14 protein-coding genes are annotated in these 19,212 nt (G+C 71.9%); 10 read left to right on the top strand and 4 right to left on the bottom strand.

All coding sequences use genetic code 11. The annotated features are described in order from the left end of the window. The first annotated feature begins 17 nt into the window (after positions 1–17). Positions 18–1,226 (top strand): bifunctional adenosylcobinamide kinase/adenosylcobinamide-phosphate guanylyltransferase, encoded by a 1,209-nt coding sequence (locus tag ABZO29_RS32515; protein ID WP_367323744.1) that lies wholly within the window; start codon positions 18–20, stop codon positions 1,224–1,226. 421 nt (positions 1,227–1,647) lie between these two features. Here ABZO29_RS32515 and ABZO29_RS32510 read toward each other — a convergent pair whose 3' ends face one another. Beyond that, positions 1,648–2,427 carry a class I SAM-dependent methyltransferase gene (locus tag ABZO29_RS32510; protein WP_367323743.1) on the bottom strand — a complete coding sequence of 260 codons (780 nt, stop codon included), beginning with the start codon at positions 2,425–2,427 and terminating at the stop codon, positions 1,648–1,650. Positions 2,428–2,575: 148 nt separating this feature from the next. Here ABZO29_RS32510 and cobT point away from each other — a divergent pair, with 148 nt between their 5' ends. The 3 genes from cobT (at position 2,576) to ABZO29_RS32495 (ending at position 6,301) form a co-directional block, all read left to right on the top strand. Then, the gene (cobT, locus tag ABZO29_RS32505) at positions 2,576–3,658 is read left to right on the top strand and encodes a nicotinate-nucleotide--dimethylbenzimidazole phosphoribosyltransferase (RefSeq protein WP_367323742.1); all 1,083 of its coding nucleotides are present in this window, start codon (positions 2,576–2,578) and stop codon (positions 3,656–3,658) included. Between the two features lie 106 nt (positions 3,659–3,764). Continuing rightward, positions 3,765–5,522, top strand: coding sequence for a phosphatidylglycerol lysyltransferase domain-containing protein (locus ABZO29_RS32500; protein ID WP_367323741.1), 1,758 nt, complete (start codon positions 3,765–3,767; stop codon positions 5,520–5,522). Further along, the gene (locus ABZO29_RS32495; RefSeq protein ID WP_367323740.1) at positions 5,519–6,301 is read left to right on the top strand and encodes a hypothetical protein; all 783 of its coding nucleotides are present in this window, start codon (positions 5,519–5,521) and stop codon (positions 6,299–6,301) included. The genes ABZO29_RS32500 and ABZO29_RS32495 overlap by 4 nt, the downstream gene beginning before the upstream one ends. Positions 6,302–6,695: 394 nt before the next feature. On the opposite strand, the gene ABZO29_RS32490 is transcribed toward ABZO29_RS32495, so the two are convergent. After that, the gene (locus ABZO29_RS32490; RefSeq protein WP_367323739.1) at positions 6,696–7,472 is read right to left on the bottom strand and encodes a hypothetical protein; all 777 of its coding nucleotides are present in this window, start codon (positions 7,470–7,472) and stop codon (positions 6,696–6,698) included. 81 nt (positions 7,473–7,553) lie between these two features. On the opposite strand from ABZO29_RS32490, the gene ABZO29_RS32485 reads away from it, so the two are divergent. Beyond that, complete coding sequence (locus tag ABZO29_RS32485; RefSeq protein ID WP_367323738.1) at positions 7,554–8,339, top strand: adenosylcobinamide-GDP ribazoletransferase; 786 nt, start codon at positions 7,554–7,556, stop codon at positions 8,337–8,339. On the opposite strand, the gene ABZO29_RS32480 is transcribed toward ABZO29_RS32485, so the two are convergent. Continuing rightward, entirely contained in the window at positions 8,336–9,133 is a 798-nt protein-coding gene (locus ABZO29_RS32480) for an endo alpha-1,4 polygalactosaminidase (protein WP_367323737.1), read from the bottom strand. The genes ABZO29_RS32485 and ABZO29_RS32480 overlap by 4 nt on opposite strands. Positions 9,134–9,472: 339 nt before the next feature. On the opposite strand from ABZO29_RS32480, the gene ABZO29_RS32475 reads away from it, so the two are divergent. The 3 genes from ABZO29_RS32475 (at position 9,473) to sucB (ending at position 14,545) form a co-directional block, all read left to right on the top strand. Then, positions 9,473–10,999: a leucyl aminopeptidase gene (locus tag ABZO29_RS32475; protein WP_367323736.1), complete on the top strand. Its 1,527-nt coding sequence runs from the start codon at positions 9,473–9,475 to the stop codon at positions 10,997–10,999. A gap of 315 nt (positions 11,000–11,314) precedes the next feature. Next, positions 11,315–12,703, top strand: coding sequence for a dihydrolipoyl dehydrogenase (lpdA, locus tag ABZO29_RS32470; RefSeq protein ID WP_367323735.1), 1,389 nt, complete (start codon positions 11,315–11,317; stop codon positions 12,701–12,703). 60 nt (positions 12,704–12,763) lie between these two features. Next, the gene (sucB, locus tag ABZO29_RS32465; protein WP_367323734.1) at positions 12,764–14,545 is read left to right on the top strand and encodes a 2-oxoglutarate dehydrogenase, E2 component, dihydrolipoamide succinyltransferase; all 1,782 of its coding nucleotides are present in this window, start codon (positions 12,764–12,766) and stop codon (positions 14,543–14,545) included. 60 nt (positions 14,546–14,605) lie between these two features. Here sucB and ABZO29_RS32460 read toward each other — a convergent pair whose 3' ends face one another. Continuing rightward, the gene (locus ABZO29_RS32460; protein WP_367323733.1) at positions 14,606–15,295 is read right to left on the bottom strand and encodes a hypothetical protein; all 690 of its coding nucleotides are present in this window, start codon (positions 15,293–15,295) and stop codon (positions 14,606–14,608) included. A 278-nt stretch (positions 15,296–15,573) separates the two neighbouring features. Here ABZO29_RS32460 and ABZO29_RS32455 point away from each other — a divergent pair, with 278 nt between their 5' ends. Together ABZO29_RS32455 and aceE are read left to right on the top strand one after the other, a co-directional pair. Then, positions 15,574–16,203: a GntR family transcriptional regulator gene (locus ABZO29_RS32455; protein WP_367323732.1), complete on the top strand. Its 630-nt coding sequence runs from the start codon at positions 15,574–15,576 to the stop codon at positions 16,201–16,203. Positions 16,204–16,482: 279 nt separating this feature from the next. After that, positions 16,483–19,185, top strand: coding sequence for a pyruvate dehydrogenase (acetyl-transferring), homodimeric type (gene aceE / locus ABZO29_RS32450; protein ID WP_367323731.1), 2,703 nt, complete (start codon positions 16,483–16,485; stop codon positions 19,183–19,185). Positions 19,186–19,212: the final 27 nt, after the last annotated feature.

Raw genomic sequence — 19,212 nt, 5'->3', positions numbered from 1 at the left:
ACGGCGAGAATCAGGGCGTGGAAGTGACTTTGCTTGGCACCGGTGCTCCTCTGGGGCTGCCCCGTCCCGACTGTCCCTGTGCTGTGTGCGCGACCTCGCTCGGGGCGGACGCGCGGGCTGCGACCGCGTTGCTCCTGGACGGGACGTTGCTGCTCGATCTGACGCCGGGTGCGGCGTTCGCGGCCGCACGGGTCGGGCGTTCACTGGGGGGTGTACGGCAGGTGCTGCTGTCGCATCCGCACGACGGGCCCCCGGTCGAGGTGCCGGCCGGGCTGCCGCAGCCCGGGCGGGTGCCGGACGGACGGGAGTTGGCGCTGCTGACCGGGCACCGGGTGTGGGCGGTGGCCATGGACGCGCCGGGCACGGGGTACGCCGTGACCGGGCCGGACGGACAGCGGCTGCTGTACCTGCCGCCGGGGGGCGCGCCGGCCGGACTGGAGGAGGGGTCGGCTCACTCCGAGGCGTACGACATGGTCCTAGCGGATGTCGTCGGGCGGCCCGATGCGCTGGCGAAGCTGCGGGCGGTGGGTGCTGTGGGGCCGACGACGGACGTCATCGCCGTACACCTCGATCACGACGTGCCGCCGGGTGCAGAGCTGCGGCGGCGGCTCGCGGCGGCGGGGGCGCGGGCGGTGCCGGACGGGTCGACGCTGGTGGTGGGCGTGTACGAGGACGTGCCGGACGTACCGCGGAGGACGCTGGTGCTGGGTGGGGCGCGGTCGGGGAAGTCGGTGGAGGCGGAACGGCGGCTGGCGGCCTTTCCCGACGTGCTGTACGTCGCGACCGGGGGGTCGCGGAGCGAGGACGGCGAGTGGGCGTCGCGGGTGGCGGCGCATCGGGAGCGGCGGCCGGGGTCGTGGCGGACTGTGGAGACGTGCGATCTCGTGCCGTTGCTGGAGGCCGACGGGGCGCCGCTGCTCATCGACTGTCTGTCGTTGTGGCTGACGGATGCGATGGACTCCGTCGGTGCGTGGGACGACGCGGTGTGGGCGGACGGGGGTGAGCGGGAACTGCGGTCGCGGGTCGCGGAGTTGACGGCGGCGGTGCGGGCTGCTCGGCGGACCGTGGTCGCGGTGTCCAATGAGGTGGGGTCGGGGATCGTGCCGGCGACGGCGTCCGGGCGGCGGTACCGGGATGAACTGGGGCGGCTGAACACGGCGTTCGCGGACGAGTGCGAGCAGGTTGTGCTGGTGGTGGCGGGTCAGGCGGTGGTGCTGCGGGGTTAGGCCGGGGGCGAGTCGCGCAACCCGGCGCTCGCGGGGCGCCGCCCGCCCCCACGAGTGCCTGCGGCACACCAGCACCACTGCACAGACGCCCGGCACCGCAGCCGGCGCGCGGCGAGTCGCGCAACCCGGCGCTCGCGAGGCGCCGCCCGCCCCCACGAGTGCCCGCGGCACACCAGCGCCACTGCACAGACGCCCGGCACCGCAGCCGACGCGCGGCGAGTCGCGCAACCCGGCGCTTGCGGGGTGCCGCCCGCGCCCACCCGTGCCGCCCCAGGCGGCACGCATGCCCGCGGCTGGGCGGGACCGGCTGCCCGCGCGGCGGTGCAGGGGCGGGTGGCCGCGCGGCGGTGCGGGGGCGGGTGGCCGTGCGGTGGTGCGGGGGCGGGTGGCCGTGCGGTGGTGCGGGGGTCGGTGGCCGCAGCTACTTCGGTTGCGTGTCGTTCTCCTTGCGGGCGAGCACGCGATACGTGTTCGACAAGCGGAGCGCCCCGCTGCGGCCCGTCGGGATGATCGTGCAGCCCCGGGTCTCCAGTTCCGTGCGGAGGTTGTCCTGGGGGATCAGGTGGACGTGGTGGGGCCGGGTGTGGGCGGGCCACCGCTTGCCCAGGAGTTTCGCGAACGTGCTGTGCGGGTCGGGGAGTTCAAGGAGGAGGTGGCCGCCGGGGCGGAGGGCTGTCAGGGCGGCGCGGAGTTCCTCGCGCGGGTCGGGGACGCGGGCCAGGTGGTGGAGCATGCTCACGACGTCGTAGCGGGCGCGGAGGCGGGCCAAGACGTCCGGAGCGGTCAGGTGACCTACGTGTGCCTCCTCCACTCGGTCGGCCTCGCGGGCCCACTCGACCCGGAGGGTCGGGTCCAGTCCGTCGAACGACGTGTAGGGGAAGACCTCCTTCGCCGCTTCCGGGAAGTGCGCGTGGCCCGTACCCACGTCCAGCCAGCTCTCCGGCTCGACAAGCGGCAGCATCACCCGGGCCGTGGCCCGCAGTCGGCGACTGCCGGGGGCCGCTTCCGGCGCGTGCGCGTCGTACAGCGACCGTCCCTCGGCGGTGAGGCGCGGGTTCCGGAACACGTGCGCGCAGTCCCGGCACTCGTCGAGCGTGAGAGCGGGCAGACGCGTGCCCACCCGTCTCGAGCCGCACCAGGGGCAGTCCTCGCGGCGCGGCTCGTGGACGGGCCTCGGGGGTCTGGAGGAGCTGGGGGGCATGAGCGGCTCCCGGTGGTACTGAAGGGCGTACGACAATCCGCTGCAAAACGGAACGTATGGGATCGCGATCTTGGGTGCAAAGACACCGTGAGGGTGTGGTGGCGATGTGGCACGGAAGCGTTCGACCGGTGCCGGTACTGTTCGGCGAATGAGCTCGCTGAATCTCGACGACTTCACCGATCTGATCGAACGCCCCGACGGCGGAGTGCGCCGCGACGCCGAGGCGCGCCGGGAACGTCAGATCGTGCCGCCCGGATCCCTCGGGCGCCTCGACGACCTGGGTGAGTGGCTGGCCGCGGCGCAGGGCGCCGTACCGGTACGGCCGGTCGAACGGCCGCGGGTCGTCCTCTTCGCCGGCGACCACGGCATCGCCGAGCGCGGCGTCTCGGCCCGGCAGGCGGGCAGCGCCTCGGAGTTGGTGCGGGAGATTCTGGAGGGCGCCCGGCCGGTGTCCGTGCTCGCCAGGCGGCTCGGGGTGCCGGTGCGGGTCGTGGACGTGGCGCTGGACTGCGAGCCGGACACTTTGCCGGAGGACGTCGTACGGCATCGGGTGCGGCGTGGCAGCGGGCGCATCGACGTCGAGGACGCGCTCACCGCGGAGGAGGCGGAGGCGGCGTTCCTGGCGGGGATCGCCGTGGCCGACGCGGAGGCCGACTCCGGTACGGATCTGGTGGTGCTCGGCGATGTCAGTGTGGGCGGGACCACGGCGGCGGGGGTGCTCGTCGCCGCGCTGTGCGGGACCGACGCGTCCGTGGTGACCGGCCGGGGCGGGCTCGCGATCGACGATCTGGCGTGGATGCGGAAGTGCGAGGCGATCCGGGACGCGTTGCGGCGCGCCCGGCCCGTGCTCGGGGATCAGCTGCAGTTGCTCGCGACGGTGGGCGGGGCGGACCTGGCGGCGATGACGGGGTTCCTGCTGCAGGCCGCCGTACGGAAGATGCCCGTGATCCTGGACGGTGTCGTGGCCGCCGCGTGTGCGCTGGTGGGGCAGCGGATCGCGTTCCGGGCGCCGGACTGGTGGCTGGCGGGGCAACGCAGCGGGGAGCCGGGGCAGGCGAAGGCGCTGGACCGGATGGCGCTGGAGCCGCTGCTGGATCAGGGGGTGACCGTCGGGGAAGGCGCGGGGGCCCTGCTGGCGCTGCCGCTGGTCCAGGCTGCGGCCGCCCTGGCGGCCGAGCTGCCCGAGAAGTCTTCGGATGCCTCCGAGGAGCCCGAGAAGGAGCAGTCGTAACGGCGGGGCATCAGAGAAAGCCGGAGAGAAAGAGAAGCAGGGCCGACAGGCAAGCCGGGCAGGAAAAGAACGGCTCGATCTAAATGCACCCATATGATCACGACTCATGGGAGATGTCCGACTCGCCCAAATCCGTGATCGCCGCAGCACCCCTGCTTCGCGCCGCGCCGCCGCCCTCGCCGTCTGGTATCTGCGCGCCGTCGCGTTCGTCAACTTCCTCAGTGCGGTGTGGGTCTCCCTGGGGCAGGACGTGCGGCGGCACAACCAGGAGAACTACTTCACGCCGTATCTGCTGACGGCCGGGTTCGCGTCGGGTGTGTTCACCGCGTTCCTGGCCGTCACGATGCGGCGCCGCAAGCGGGCCGCGTGGATCCTGAACCTCGGGATCGGTGGGGCGTTCCTGCTGCTGCTCGCCGTCGCCATGGCGCTGCCGGAAGTCCGGCAGTACGCGCAGAACTGGGTTTCCCTGGCCCTGACGGCCGCCTTCGTCGCCGCGCTGCTCGTCGGGCGGCGTGAGTTCTATGCGAAGGGCGACCGGTCCAATCCGAAGCTCGCCACCGCCGTCGCCCTCGGCGGGCTGCTCCTCTCCTCCCTGCTCGCCGCGCTGCTGGTCACGGTCACCAACCAGGCGCAGGGCCACTCCACGTTCCTCGAACGCTGGCAGTACGGCACGTTGCGGCTCGTCTCCGTCGCCTCCGACGAGTCGTTCCCGGGGATCTCCGCGCCCAACTGGGCCGACGTCGCCGTCAACGTCATCAGCACCGCGCTCGTCCTCGCCGTCCTCTACGCCGCCTTCCGCTCCCGGCGTGCCGTCGACCCGCTCACCGAGGACGACGAGAAGCGGCTGCGCGAGCTGCTGGAACGGCACGGGGAGCGGGACTCCCTCGGGTACTTCGCGCTGCGCAGGGAGAAGAGCGTCGTCTGGTCGCCGACCGGCAAGGCGGCCGTCGCCCATCGCGTCGTGGGGGGCGTGTCGCTGGCGTCCGGGGATCCGCTCGGGGATCCCGAGGCGTGGCCCGGGGCCATCGAGCCGTGGCTCGCCGAGGCGCGCGTGCAGGGCTGGATCCCGGCGGTGATGGGGGCTGGCGAGGAGGCCGGGACCGTGTACGCGCGGCACGGCCTCGACGCGCTGGAGCTCGGGGACGAGGCCGTGGTCGACGTCGGCGAGTTCACGCTCGAGGGGCGGGCCATGCGGACCGTGCGGCAGGCGTACAACCGGGTGAAGCGGGCGGGCTGCAGCGTGCGTATCCGGCGGCACGAGGACATCACGCCCGACGAGATGGCGTACCTGATCCGGCGCGCCGACGACTGGCGTGACGGGGCGACCGAGCGCGGTTTCAGCATGGCGCTGGGGCGGCTCGGGGATCCGGAGGACGGGCGGTGCGTGATGCTCGAGTGCGTCGACGCCGAGGGGCGTCTCAGGGCGCTGCTCTCCTTCGTGCCCTGGGGGCCGCACGGGCTGTCGCTCGACCTGATGCGGCGTGACCGGGACTCCGACAACGGGCTGATGGAGTTCATGGTCATCGAGCTGCTGCGGCGTGCCCGGGAGATCGAGATCACCCAGGTTTCGCTCAACTTCGCCGTGTTCCGATCGGTCTTCGAACGTGGCGCACGCCTTGGCGCCGGGCCGGTGCTGAGGCTGTGGCGGTCACTGCTCAGCTTCTTCTCCCGCTGGTGGCAGATCGAGTCGCTGTACCGCGCCAACGCCAAGTACCGGCCCATCTGGGAGCCCCGTTTCCTGCTCTTCGAGAAGAGCGCGGACCTGCCCCGCATCGCCGTCGCGGCGGCGCGGGCGGAGGGGTTCCTGGAGGCACCGGGGCTGCCGAAGTGGCTGCACCGCAAGCACCTGGAGACGCACAGATGACCGCACCAGCCCGCTGGGCCCGCGCCGAATGGGGACTGCTGTACGTCACTGTGCGCGAGCCGCTGCTGGAGCGGCGCCGGCGGGCGTTCCCGATGACGATCGGGGCGGTGTGTCTGACGGCGGTCATACAGCTCGTGCAGAACCAGTCGTGGGGCTATGGATTCGTGCAGAACATCGGATCCGTACGGGCGCAGGACCCGCTGTGGCAGGCGCTGCTGCGCACCCCGCTCTCCCTGTACGTCCCTGCCCTCGACCTGCCGGTGTGGGGTGCGCTGGCGCAGATCCTGTTCGTGTTCGGGATCGCGGAGATCTGCCTGGGCTGGTGGCGGACACTCGTCATCGCCTACGCCGCGACGCTCGCCGGCACCCTGTACGCCCGCGTCGGCATCGCTCTCGGCCCCGACAGCCCGCTGGGCCTGCCCGGCTCGGACGCGAAGGTGGTGGACACCGGCCCGTCGGCGGCGGTGGTCGGACTCGCGGTCTTCCTCGGCTGGCGCTACGGCGCGTACGTCACCGCCGGCGCCGTGGCGCTGGCGATGGTGGCCGAGGTACTGATCAAGGACAACCTCGCGGGCAAGGAACACCTGGCGGCGCTCGCGGCGGTACTGGCGCTGTGCGGCGCGACGGAGCTGCGCCGCCGCCGCTCCGATTCCGGCTTGCCGCCGGGCCGGTCCTCCAGCGCGGGGCGGGGGCGGGCCCAGCGGCGGCGGCCGGCGGCACGACTGAACCGCGAGCCCGACTCTGGTGCGTGGCACAGGCGGGCCCAGCGGCGGTCGTAAGGGGAGGCGCGCGGGACGGCCTGCGCCCGGACGCGCGCAACGGCCCGGTTCGGCCGGTACGGGAACTCCGAACCCCACCCCGCTGGCCACCCCGGCGCCCGGCGCGGGCAGACCCCGCAGCGCTCGTAACGCGGGCAGCCCTCGCCCAGGCCGGACGCGGCCGCGGCGGGAGACGTCCATGCCGCGTGGCGCCAGCCACCCCGCATCAGCAGCGCCGAACCCCGTCCCGCTTGCCAGTCGGCCGACCGGCCCCCGGCGCGCGACGCGGGCGGGCTCGGTGGTGGGCATGGCTGCTCTTTCGTGTGGGCCGGGGGCGCGCATCAGGGGTGCGGGTGGGGTTTCGCCCTCGCTCCGGAGCCGCATGGCCGGCCGAAGCCTTCGGGGGCCGTGTGCTTCAGCGGTGGTCGGCGGTATGGGTGGGCTTCGAAGCCCGTTCCGGGTCCGGTTTGCCGCCCAGCCAGTTTTCCAGGGCACGGCGCGGGCGGGACCAGCGGCGGTCGTGGCGGTAGGCGCGCAGGGCGGCCTTCGCTCGGGCGCGTGGGCGGCGGCGGTAGAAGTGCCTGGCCCAGGGGGAGCCGGGGCGGGCCAGGCGGACCAGGCCGACCAGGCCCACCAGGGGGACGATCACGCTGAAGATCGCCATGCGGACCTTGCCCTTGCTCAGAACGGCCAGGGCGAAGAGGAAGTTGACCGCCACGGTCGAGATCACGCCGCCGCGACCCTGCGCCTCGTCCTGGCTCACGTCGTTGACACCGAGCGGCGAGAAGCCCACGAGCACCAGGCCGACGACGGCGAAGGTCATCACGACCACCTCGACGCTCTTGCGTCCCTCCTCGCTCCAGTACACGTCGGCGAGGTGCAGGATCAGCGCGAACTCGTCCAGTACGAGCCCCGCTCCGATGCCGAAGATGACCGCGCACACCGCCGCACCGACGCCTTCCCGGCCACTGGCGACCGCGCCGAAGCCGCCGACGAGGGTGAGGACGACGCCTGGGACCACGTGGTGGATGTGCACCCCGCCCGCCTTGACGTTGCCGAACGGCCCCTTCCCCGCCCGGATGAGACGGGTGATGGCGCGGGTGACCAGGAAGGTCAGGAGGAAGGCGGCGAGGGCGAGGAGCAGCGGCAGCTTGCCGGGCTCGACGATGTTCCGCTGCCACCAATCTCCCATATGTGAACTTTATCCCCACCCCTCGAACCCCTCTCGTCGGCCGCCGCGGACACCCCCGCGACCGCCGGGTAACCTGCGCCGGTGTCCAAGACCCTCTCGCCGGACGGCCTCCGCTTCGCCTTCGGCACGCTCACCGTGCTCCCGATCAAGGTGACCCGCTGGGACAGGGAGACGGCCCGCGGCGGCATGCTCTGCGCTCCGCTGGCCGGTGCGGTGGTCGGCCTCGCCGCCGCCGCGCTCGGCGTGCTGCTGCTGTTCCTGGGCGCGGGGCCCCTCCTCGCCGCCGTCGCCTCCGCCGCCGTACCCGCCGTCCTCACCCGCGGTCTGCACCTCGACGGTCTTGCCGACACCGCGGACGGGCTCGGCAGCGGGAAGCCCGCCGAGGACGCGCTGCGGATCATGAAGCAGTCGGACATCGGCCCGTTCGGCGTGATCACCCTCGTGTTCGTACTGCTCGCCCAGGTGGCCGCGCTCACCGAGGCATACGGCGGCTCCTGGGCCCGGGGCGCACTCGCCGCCGCCGTCTCGGCGACCGCGGCCCGGCTGGCCCTGACCCTGGCCGCCCGCGGCGGGGTACCCGCCGCCCGCCCGGAAGGCCTGGGCGCCGCGGTCGCGGGCGTGGTGCCGGCGCGCGGTGCGGCGGTCGCCACCCTCGCCGTCCTCGCGGCGGCCGCGGCCGGGGGTGCCTGCTTCGGGCCGTACGAGAGCGGCCGTACCGCCCTCGCGGTCCTCGTCGCCCTCGCCGTCGCCGAACTCCTCCTGCGGCACTGCACACGCCGCTTCGGCGGGGTCACCGGCGACGTCTTCGGCGGCCTCGCGGAGACGGCGGCGACCACCGCGCTGGTCGTCCTCTCGCTGGGTCGCTAACAGGCCCGGCGCCATGCCCCCAGGTCGTACTTCTTGAGCAGCGAACTCAGCTTCAGCCTGCGGGACTCCGCGCAGAAGCTGCGGGTCGGCAGCTCGTACTCCACGTGGAACACCGCCTTGTCCGCCTCGATGAAGGGAGTCAGGTCCGCGCACTCGTCGTACTGGGCGCACTGCTCGTTGACCGCGAAGTCGAAGTCCTTCACCAGCTGCGGGATCTGGTCAAGGTCGTTCTTCAGGCCGACGGACATGCCCCGGTCGTGGGCGAGTTCGGCGATGAGGCGGTTGTAGCGGAGCTGGTCGGCCGCCTCGAGCGGGAAGCCGGTGCTGTTCTTGTAGCCGTCCATGTTGTCGGGCTCGACCGCGTCGAAGCCCTTCTTGCGGCACATGTCGATGCGGGCCGCCATCAGCGGCTCGAGGACGTCGGTGCGGCGGATGTCGAGCCAGCGCTCGCCCTCCCACCCGTTGCCCTTGCCCAGCACCGACTTGGGGAACTTCGCCGCGTCCGGGCGCCAGTCCTCCCAGGCGCCGGTGGAGAGGTAGCAGATGACCTTGCGGCCCTCGCGGTGGAGGGCGGTCACCGTCGCCCTGGAGTGGTCGAAGCCGTCGATGTCGTAGACGGGCACGTCGACGGAGGTGTCGAGGCGCCCGCTGAGCTGCCACTGCCAGGCGGTGCCGGGGAGGGGCTGCCAGCGCTCGCCGGACGGTTCGTCGGACGGTGTGCCGTCGGCTTCGGGCGCGGATGTGCAGCCCGCGAGCAGCAGAATCAGGGCGAACAGCAGTATCGGGCGTCTCACGGGACGGGCTCCAGGGTGTGCGGCGACGTACCCCAAGGATGATCGCTCCACGAAGCAGCGGGGCCTCGATTGACCGGAACCTGACGAGTGTGACGTGGGCCGGGGAGTGCGAGGATCGAGAAGTGGCCGCCGCGCCACCGTCAGGTGAACACCCGCAGGAATGAGTACGGCCGCACACGCGCGTAGGCTCATCCCGGGAAGTCCGCGCCGGTTCGCCGCGCCGGTGAGGACCCCGACGGAGACCGACCCTCAGGCCGGACCTAGGGTCGGCTGTCGGGCCCGGTCGACCCACACAGTTCGGCCACAGAAACTTCACATCGGAAGCGAGATTTCACCACAGTGACTGCTCTCACTCTCAGCACCGCCGCGGCGCCCGGCCTGCGGGCCGACGCACTGGTGATCGGTGTCGCCAAGGGCGCCAAGGGCCCGGTGGTCGCCCCGGGCGCCGAGGCCGTGGACAAGGCGTACGACGGCAGGCTGGCCGGCGTCCTGGAGACCCTTGGCGCCACCGGCGCCGAAGCCGAGGTGACGAAGGTGCCCGCACCGGCCGGCTTCAAGACGCCCCTCGTGGTGGCGGTGGGGCTGGGCGCGCAGCCCGAGAAGGACGCCTCGTACGACGCCGAGGCCCTGCGCAAGGCGGCCGGTGCGGCCGCCCGCGCCCTCGCAGGCTCCAAGAAGGCCGCCTTCGCCCTGCCCCTGGCGGACGCCGCCGACGTCGGCGCGATCGCCGAGGGCGCGCTCCTCGGCGCGTACTCCTTCGACACGTACAAGGAGAACGGCAAGGACCCCAAGGCGAAGAACGGCAAGGCGCCGCTCGCCGAGGCCTCCCTGCTCGGCGGCAAGCCCCGGGACAAGGAGCACAAGGCGGCGCTCACGCGTGCCGCCGCCGTCGCCGAGGAGCTCAACCGGGCCCGCGACCTGATCAACACCCCGCCGAACGACCTCGACCCGCAGGCGTTCGCCGCCATCGCCCAGGCCGCGGGCAAGGAGCACGGCATCAAGGTGCAGGTGCTCGACGAGAAGGCGCTGCAGAAGGGCGGCTACGGCGGCATCCTCGGCGTCGGCGCCGGCTCGGCGGCGGCTCCGCGCCTGGTGAAGCTGTCGTACACGCACTCCAAGGCGAGCAAGCACCTCGCCTTCGTGGGCAAGGGCATCACCTACGACTCGGGCGGCATCTCCCTGAAGCCGGCCGGCCACAACGAGACGATGAAGTGCGACATGAGCGGTGCGGCGGCCGTCTTCGCGGCCGTCGTCGCCGCCGCCCGCCTCGGCCTGGAGGTGAACGTCACCGGCTGGCTGGCGCTCGCCGAGAACATGCCGTCGGGTTCCGCGACCCGTCCCGGCGATGTCCTGCGGATGTACAGCGGCAAGACGGTCGAGGTGCTCAACACGGACGCGGAGGGCCGGCTCGTGCTGGCCGACGCGCTGTGGGCCGCGTCCGAGGAGAAGCCGGACGCGATCGTGGACGTCGCCACGCTCACCGGCGCGATGATGCTGGCGCTGGGCAACCGCACGTTCGGGATCATGGCCAACGACGACGCGTTCCGCTCCGCGGTGCACGAGGCCGCCGAGGAGGTGGGTGAGCCGGCGTGGCCGATGCCGCTGCCGGAGCACCTGCGCAAGGGGATGGACTCCTCGACCGCCGACATCGCGAACATGGGTGAGCGGATGGGAGGTGGCCTGGTCGCCGGTCTGTTCCTCAAGGAGTTCGTCGGCGAGGGCATCACCTGGGCGCACCTGGACATCGCCGGGCCCGCCTTCAATGAGGGGGGTGCCTTCGGGTACACGCCCAAGGGCGGCACGGGGACGGCTGTGCGGACGCTGGTGCGGCTTGCGGAGCTGACCGCGGCGGGCGATCTCGGTTAGTTCCCCTTGGTGCGGGACTGTGTGCCTGATCACGTGGCTGGTCGCGCCTACGCGACGGAGCCGCAGATCGACACAGTCCCGCGCCCCTTGGCAGGACCACTCCCCCTGCTCACACAGGACCACTCCCCCTGCTCACAAGTGAGCGTGGGGCGTCTCACACCCCGGCCCCGCGTCTCGTCCGCCTCCTACAAGTGCAAAGATGGGGCACGGCAGGACAGGGCCCCCACCACAGGGCCGAGGAAAGAGCGGCCGGACACCAGCCGCCGACCGGTCACGGAAGACCGGCGCACGGCGCACATGCATGGAGGACGTGACGTGGCGAACGACGCCAGCACCGTTTTCGACCTAGTGATCCTCGGCGGTGGTAGTGGCGGTTACGCCGCGGCCCTGCGCGGGGCTCAGCTGGGCCTGGACGTCGCCCTGATCGAGAAGGACAAGGTCGGCGGCACCTGCCTGCACCGGGGATGCATCCCCACCAAGGCCCTGCTGCACGCGGGCGAGATCGCCGACCAGGCTCGCGAGAGCGAGCAGTTCGGCGTCAAGGCCACCTTCGAGGGCATCGACATCGCCGGGGTCCACAAGTACAAGGACGGCGTGATCTCCGGCCTGTACAAGGGCCTGCAGGGTCTTGTCGCCTCCCGCAAGGTGACGTACATCGAGGGTGAGGGCCGGCTGTCCTCCCCCACCTCCGTCGACGTGAACGGCCGGCGCGTCCAGGGCCGCCACGTGCTGCTGGCGACCGGCTCCGTGCCGAAGTCGCTGCCGGGCCTGGAGATCGACGGCAACCGCATCATCTCCTCGGACCACGCCCTCGTCCTGGACCGCGTACCGAAGTCCGCGATCATCCTGGGCGGCGGTGTCATCGGCGTCGAGTTCGCCTCCGCCTGGAAGTCCTTCGGTGCGGACGTCACCGTCATCGAGGGCCTGAAGCACCTGGTCCCGGTCGAGGACGAGAACTCCTCCAAGCTTCTTGAGCGCGCCTTCCGCAAGCGCGGCATCAAGTTCAACCTGGGCACCTTCTTCTCGAAGGCCGAATACACCGCCGACGGCGTCAAGGTCACCCTGGCCGACGGCAAGGAGTTCGAGGCCGAGGTCCTGCTCGTCGCCGTCGGCCGTGGTCCGGTCTCCGCCGGTCTCGGTTACGAGGAGCAGGGCGTCGCGATGGACCGCGGCTACGTCCTGGTCGACGAGTACATGCGCACCAACGTTCCGACCATCTCCGCCGTCGGCGACCTCGTCCCGACCCTCCAGCTCGCGCACGTCGGCTTCGCCGAGGGCATCCTGGTGGCGGAGCGTCTGGCCGGTCTCAAGACCGTCCCGATCGACTACGACGGTGTCCCCCGCGTGACCTACTGCCACCCGGAGGTCGCCTCCGTCGGTATCACCGAGGCCAAGGCCAAGGAGATCTACGGCGCGGACAAGGTCGTCGCTCTGAAGTACAACCTTGCGGGCAACGGCAAGAGCAAGATCCTCCAGACCGCGGGCGAGATCAAGCTCGTCCAGGTCAAGGACGGTGCCGTGGTCGGCGTCCACATGGTCGGCGACCGCATGGGCGAGCAGGTCGGCGAGGCCCAGCTGATCTACAACTGGGAGGCGCTGCCGGCCGAGGTCGCTCAGCTCATCCACGCCCACCCGACGCAGAACGAGGCGCTCGGCGAGGCCCACCTGGCACTGGCCGGCAAGCCGCTGCACGCTCACGACTGACCCTCGGTCGACGAAGCGACGACTCAGACTTCCGCAATTCGTTAAGGAGCAACCGAAACCATGGCGGTTTCCGTAACCCTTCCGGCGCTCGGCGAGAGCGTCACCGAGGGCACTGTCACCCGCTGGCTGAAGGCCGAGGGCGAGCGCGTCGAGGCCGACGAGCCGCTGCTCGAGGTCTCGACCGACAAGGTCGACACCGAGATCCCCTCGCCCGCCGCCGGTGTCCTGGCCTCCATCAAGGTCGCCGAGGACGAGACCGTTGAGGTCGGCGCCGAGCTGGCCGTCATCGACGACGGCACCGGGGCGCCCGCGGCCGCCCCGGCCCCCGCCGCCGAGCAGGTCGCCCCGCCGGCTCCCGAGCCGGCCCCGCAGGCCCAGCCCTCCACCGAGCAGGCCGCCCCGGCCGCGGCTCCGACCGCCGAGGCGGCTGCCGGTGCCGGTACGGCCGTGGGCACGGACGTGGTCCTGCCCGCGCTCGGCGAGTCCGTCACCGAGGGCACCGTCACCCGCTGGCTGAAGTCGGTCGGCGACTCCGTCGAGGCCGACGAGCCGCTGCTCGAGGTCTCCACGGACAAGGTCGACACCGAGATCCCGGCGCCCACCTCCGGTGTGCTGCTCGAGATCACGGTCGGCGAGGACGAGACGGCCGAGGTCGGCGCCAAGCTCGCCGTCATCGGCGCCCCGGGTGCCGCTCCGGCGGCCGCCCCCGCCCCGGCCGCTCCGGCTCCGGCGCCCGCCGCCGCTGCCCCGGCTCCGGCTGCCCCGGCGCCCGCTCCGGCGCCCGCCGCTCCCGCCCCGGCTCCCGCGCCCGCCCCGGTCGCCGCCGCGCCGGCTCCGGCTGCTCCGGCTCCCGCGCCGGCAGCTCCGGCTCCGGTCGCCCCGGCCGCTCCGGCGCCCGCCGCCCAGCCCACCGACGAGGGCGCCTACGTCACCCCGCTGGTGCGCAAGCTCGCCGCCGAGAACGGTGTCGACCTGGCCACCGTCAAGGGCACCGGCGTCGGCGGCCGCATCCGCAAGCAGGACGTCCTCGCCGCCGCCGAGGCCGCGAAGGCCGCTGCCCCGGCCCCCGCCGCCGCTGCTCCGTCGGCTGCGAAGAAGGCCCCGGCGCTCGAGGTCTCCCCGCTCCGTGGCCAGACCGTCAAGATGCCGCGCATCCGCAAGGTCATCGGCGACAACATGGTCAAGGCGCTGCACGAGCAGGCGCAGCTTTCGTCGGTCGTCGAGGTCGACGTCACCCGCCTGATGAAGCTGCGCGCCAAGGCGAAGGACTCCTTCGCGGCCCGTGAGGGCGTCAAGCTCTCCCCGATGCCGTTCTTCGTCAAGGCCGCCGCCCAGGCGCTGAAGGCCCACCCGGTCATCAACGCCAAGATCAACGAGGCCGAGGGGACCATCACCTACTTCGACACCGAGAGCGTCGGTATCGCGGTGGACTCCGAGAAGGGCCTGATGACCCCGGTCATCAAGCACGCCGGCGACCTCAACATCGCGGGCATCGCCAAGGCCACCGCCGACCTGGCGGGCAAGGTCCGGGCCAGCAAGATCACCCCGGACGAGCTGTCCGGCGCGACCTTCACCATCAGCAACACCGGTTCGCGCGGTGCCCTGTTCGACACGATCATCGTGCCGCCGGGCCAGGTCGCGATCCTCGGCATCGGTGCCACGGTGAAGCGCCCGGCCGTCATCGAGACGGAGGAGGGCACGGTCATCGGCGTCCGCGACATGACGTACCTGACCCTGTCCTACGACCACCGTCTGGTGGACGGCGCCGACGCGGCCCGTTACCTGACCGCGGTCAAGGCGATCCTGGAGGCGGGCGAGTTCGAGGTCGAGCTCGGGCTCTGAGTCCCAGGAGTACCTGCGGTGCCCCCGACCGGAGAACTCCGGTCGGGGGCACCGTCGTTCTCACCGCGGCGTCAGCCTCCGGTCCGTCCAGGTGACCAGCGTCTCCACCCACACGTTCGGGATGCCGAGGTGGGACGCGGGCGTCAGATGCCAGGTCCGGTACGCCTTCAGGACGTCGTACGTGGCGTCGAGGCAGTCCCGTGACGTGAGCTCGCCGCTCGTCGGGTCCACGCCGACGAGGAAGCCGCGCGCCTCGACGGTACGGATCATCGCGCGGGCGGCCGCCACGTCGCCGGTCGAGGAGCTGGTGCAGCGGTAGCGGCTGTACGGATGCGTGGACTTCCCCGGGTAGTGGGCGTCCCGGGACATGTCGCTGACCATGCGTGCGTACGACCCCTCCGCGTGCCAGGCTCCGATGTCGCCGCCGGGCCTGGTGTACAGCTCGTTGCTCGGGTTCTCGACCGCGCCGTACACCCAGCGGTCGGTCCCCTTGACGCGGAAGCCCCAGCCGACGTGGCCGAACCGCTGCGCGCCGTCCGGCTTGACGAAGACGCAGGCGCCACCGGGCCCGGCCGGCTGAGCCGCCGGCGCGGCGGCTCCCGCCATTCCCGTGATCTCCTCGGCCTCGCCGACCTGCGTCTTCGCGGCCCTCGTCGGAGTCTCCTGGCACCCCGTCACCGCCGCGACCATGCCGATGACGGCCACCGTGATCGCCAGGCGCAGTCGTCCGCGCCGTCCCCCGATGTTCATGTCGTCCCCCACTCGTGCCAAGGGGCCCCGGCGGGTGCCCCTCTGCCGACCGCGACACGAATCCGGCGCGTCGGGTTCTCCCGGTGACACGGTGGTGACGGCTCCGGGCCGTATCCGGTACGGGTCTTTACAGGAATCGTCCCGCTGGGAAGCGTGTAAGCCTCGTCTCACCTGCGGGTGAGCGCCCCCGTGCGCCCCTCCGTAAGGGCTCGCGGCCGTATTGTCTAAACGTCAAACGCCCCCGGGGCCCATGGGCGGCCCCTCCTTAAGGAGCCCTCATGACCGCGCCCGTCGTCCACTCGCTGCGCGAACAGATCCGCGAGCACATCGTGGAGGGGATCGTCAGCGGGCGCTGGAAGCCGGGCGAGCGGATCGTCGAGCGCCGTATCGCCACGGAGCTGGAGGTCAGCCAGACACCGGTGCGGGAGGCGCTGCGCGAGCTGGAGTCGCTGCGGCTGATCGAGTCGGCGCCGAACAAGGGCGTGCGGGTGCGGAATCTGACCGCCGCCGACCTGGAGGAGAGCTACCCGGTCCGGGCCGGCCTGGAGGCGATCGCTGCGGAGCTGGCGGCGGGGAGGCTGGCGGAGGACTGCTCGGCCCTCGAGCCGCATGTCGCCGCCCTCTACGAGGCCGACCGCAAGGCCGACGGCACGGCACAGGTGCGGCACACGGTGGCCTTCCACCGCGAGATGGTCCGCGCGGCCGGCAACTCGGTGCTGCTGCACACCTGGGAGGGGCTCGGGATCGAGGTCTTCACGGCGCTGTCGATCCGCTGGCTGGGGACGGTGCAGCAGTCGTACGCGGAGGAGCACGAGGAGCTGGTGGAGGCGTTCCGCAGACGGGACCCGCGGATCGCCGAGCTGGTGAAGGCACATGTGCTGGGCTGCGCGCCCCGGCACGAGCCTTGAGCGCACGCTCGCTCATACGTGTCCCCACCTGCGAAAACCCTTCGAAAACAAGGCACGCGGTGCCCGCCCGGAAGGCACCGCGTGCCGACTTTCTCGTGATCAAGATGTTTTGCCCTTCACCCCTTTGATCGATCATCGATCAGAAGTTAGAGTCGCCGACGGGCCACGCGACGGAGTCGCAAATCGACACTGCACCGGAGCCCAAGCCCTGTCCTGCCAAAGACAAAGGGCACCCCGAAACCCTCAAGGGAACCCCCTTCGACTGAGGAAGGCGGCGACATGACCGACTCCAACGCCATCCAGCCGAGCGAGCTCGACCAGCTCCCCGACCGGGACCCGGAGGAGACCGCCGAATGGCAGGCCTCGCTGGACGCGGTCGCCAAGGCGGCCGGCCCGCACCGTGCCGCGTACCTGATGCGCCGCACGCTGGAGCGCGCGGAGGGCAACGGCATCGCGCTGCCCAAGCTCCTCGAGACCGACTACGTCAACACCATCCCGACCGCCGCCGAGCCCGCCGTGCCCGGTGACGAGGCGATGGAGGCCCGTATCACGGCGTGGAACCGCTGGAACGCGGCCGCGATGGTGACCCGCGGCTCCAAACACGGCGTCGGCGGCCACATCGCCACCTTCGCCTCCGCCGCCTGGCTCTACGAGACCGGCTTCAACCACTTCTTCCAGGGCAAGGAGGCCGACGGCTCGGGCGACCAGCTCTACATCCAGGGCCACGCCTCCCCCGGCATCTACGCCCGCGCCTTCCTCGACGGCCGCCTGACCGAGCAGCACCTCGACAACTTCCGCCAGGAGGCCGGCGGCAACGGCCTGCCCTCCTACCCGCACCCCCGCCGCCTGCCCTGGCTGTGGGAGTTCCCGACGGTGTCGATGGGCCTCGGCCCGCTCTCCGCCATCTACCAGGCGCGCTTCAACCGCTACCTCACCCACCGCGGCATCAAGGACGTCTCCGCGTCCCACGTGTGGGCCTTCCTCGGCGACGGCGAGATGGACGAGCCGGAGTCGACGGCGGCCCTCGCCCTCGCCGCCCGCGAGGAGCTCGACAACCTCACCTTCGTCATCAACTGCAACCTGCAGCGTCTCGACGGCCCGGTCCGCGCCAACTTCAAGATCGTGCAGGAGCTGGAGGCCCAGTTCCGCGGCGCCGGCTGGAACGTCATCAAGACGCTCTGGGGCTCCGCCTGGGACGAGCTCTTCCGGCTCGACACCACCGGCGCCCTCGTACGCCGCCTGCGCGAGGTACCCGACGCCCAGGTGCAGACGTACCAGACCCGCGACGCCGCCTACATCCGCCAGGACTTCTTCGGCAAGGACCCGGCACTCGTCGAGCTGGCGAAGCTGCTGAGCGACGACAAGATCCTCGAGTGCTTCCACCTCTCCCGCGGTGGTCACGAGGCACGCAAGGTGTACGCGGCGTACAAGGCGGCCGTCGAGCACAAGGGCGCCCCGACCGTCATCCTGGCCCAGACCGTCAAGGGCTTCACGCTCGGCGAGGGCTTCGCGTCGAAGAACGCCAACCACCAGATGAAGAAGCTGACGGTGGACGAGTTCAAGGCGATGCGCGACCTGCTCGGCCTGCCGATCAAGGACAGCGACTTCGTCGACGGGGTCGTCCCCTACGGCCACCCCGGCGCCGACTCCCCCGAGGTCCGCTACCTCCAGGAGCGTCGCGCGGCCCTCGGCGGTCCGGCCCCCGCGCGCCGTACGCACGCGCCGGCCCCGCTGCCCGCCCCCGCCGAGAAGGCCTTCGCCTCCTTCGACAAGGGCTCCGGCTCCCAGAACGTCGCCACGACCATGGCCTTCGTACGCCTGGTCAAGGACCTGGTCCGCGACAAGGAGACCGGCAGGCGCTGGGTGCCGATCGTCCCCGACGAGGCGCGCACCTTCGGCATGGAGAGCCTGTTCCCCTCCCTCGGGATCTACTCCCCCAAGGGCCAGACGTACGAGCCGGTCGACCGCGACCAGCTGATGTACTACAAGGAGGCCAAGAACGGCCAGATCCTCAACGAGGGGATCACCGAGGCCGGTTCGATGGCCGACTTCATCGCCGCGTCCACCGCGTACGCCACGCACGGCGAGGCGATGATCCCGTTCTACATCTTCTACTCGATGTTCGGCTGGCAGCGCACGGCCGACCAGATGTGGCAGCTCGGCGACCAGCTCGGCCGCGGCTTCCTCGTCGGCGCGACGGCGGGCCGCACCACGCTGACCGGCGAGGGTCTGCAGCACGCCGACGGCCACTCCCCCGTCATCGCCGCGACCAACCCCGCCGCCCTGACCTACGACCCGGCCTTCGCGTACGAGATCGCGGTCATCGTCAAGGACGGTCTGCGCCGGATGTACGGCGAGGCGGCCCCGGGCGAGGACCCGAACGTCTTCTACTACCTCACCGTGTACAACGAGCCGCTCCCGCAGCCCGCGAAGCCGGCCGGCCCCGGCATCGACGAGGGCATCGTCAAGGGCCTGTACCGCTTCAACACGGCCGAGACGGCTGGGCTGTCCCCGATGGCCAACGCCCCGCGCATCCAGCTGCTGGGCTCCGGCACCGGGATCCACTGGGTGCTGCAGGCGCAGAAGCTCCTCGCCGAGGAGTGGGGCGTCGCGGCGGACGTGTGGTCGGCGACCTCCTGGACCGAGCTGCGCCGTGACGCGCTGGAGGCCGACGCGGCCCTGCTGCGCGGCGAGGAGCGCGTCCCGTACGTTCGGCAGGCGCTGCACGGCGCCGAGGGCCCCGTGCTCGCGGTCTCCGACTACATGCGCCAGGTCCCGGACCAGATCGCGCAGTGGGTCGAGCAGGACTGGTCCTCGCTGGGCGCCGACGGCTTCGGCCTGTCGGACACCCGTGACGCCGCCCGCCGCCACTTCGGCGTCGACGCCGAGTCGATCGTCGTCGCGGCCCTGGCCCAGCTCGCCAAGCGGGGCGAGGTCAAGGCGGCCTCGGTGAAGGAAGCGCGCGAGAGGTACGGCCTGTAGGGGCCGGCCTTCGGTGAAGGGGTACGG

The organism is Streptomyces sp. HUAS ZL42 (genome assembly GCF_040782645.1).
Taxonomy (GTDB): Bacteria; Actinomycetota; Actinomycetes; order Streptomycetales; family Streptomycetaceae; genus Streptomyces.
Note: the sequence above shows the minus strand (reverse complement) of the source record. Positions and strands in the feature narration are given on the sequence as shown.

Bases quoted from the DNA above. Each gene is read 5' to 3' on its own strand.
- ABZO29_RS32510 (WP_367323743.1), bottom strand. From the start codon at position 2,427: ATGCCCCCCAGCTCCTCCAGACCCCCGAGGCCCGTCCACGAGCCGCGC.
- cobT (WP_367323742.1), top strand. From the start codon at position 2,576: ATGAGCTCGCTGAATCTCGACGACTTCACCGATCTGATCGAACGCCCC.
- ABZO29_RS32500 (WP_367323741.1), top strand. From the start codon at position 3,765: ATGGGAGATGTCCGACTCGCCCAAATCCGTGATCGCCGCAGCACCCCT.
- ABZO29_RS32495 (WP_367323740.1), top strand. From the start codon at position 5,519: ATGACCGCACCAGCCCGCTGGGCCCGCGCCGAATGGGGACTGCTGTAC.
- ABZO29_RS32490 (WP_367323739.1), bottom strand. From the start codon at position 7,472: ATGGGAGATTGGTGGCAGCGGAACATCGTCGAGCCCGGCAAGCTGCCG.
- sucB (WP_367323734.1), top strand. From the start codon at position 12,764: ATGGCGGTTTCCGTAACCCTTCCGGCGCTCGGCGAGAGCGTCACCGAG.
- ABZO29_RS32460 (WP_367323733.1), bottom strand. From the start codon at position 15,295: ATGAACATCGGGGGACGGCGCGGACGACTGCGCCTGGCGATCACGGTG.
- ABZO29_RS32455 (WP_367323732.1), top strand. From the start codon at position 15,574: ATGACCGCGCCCGTCGTCCACTCGCTGCGCGAACAGATCCGCGAGCAC.
- aceE (WP_367323731.1), top strand. From the start codon at position 16,483: ATGACCGACTCCAACGCCATCCAGCCGAGCGAGCTCGACCAGCTCCCC.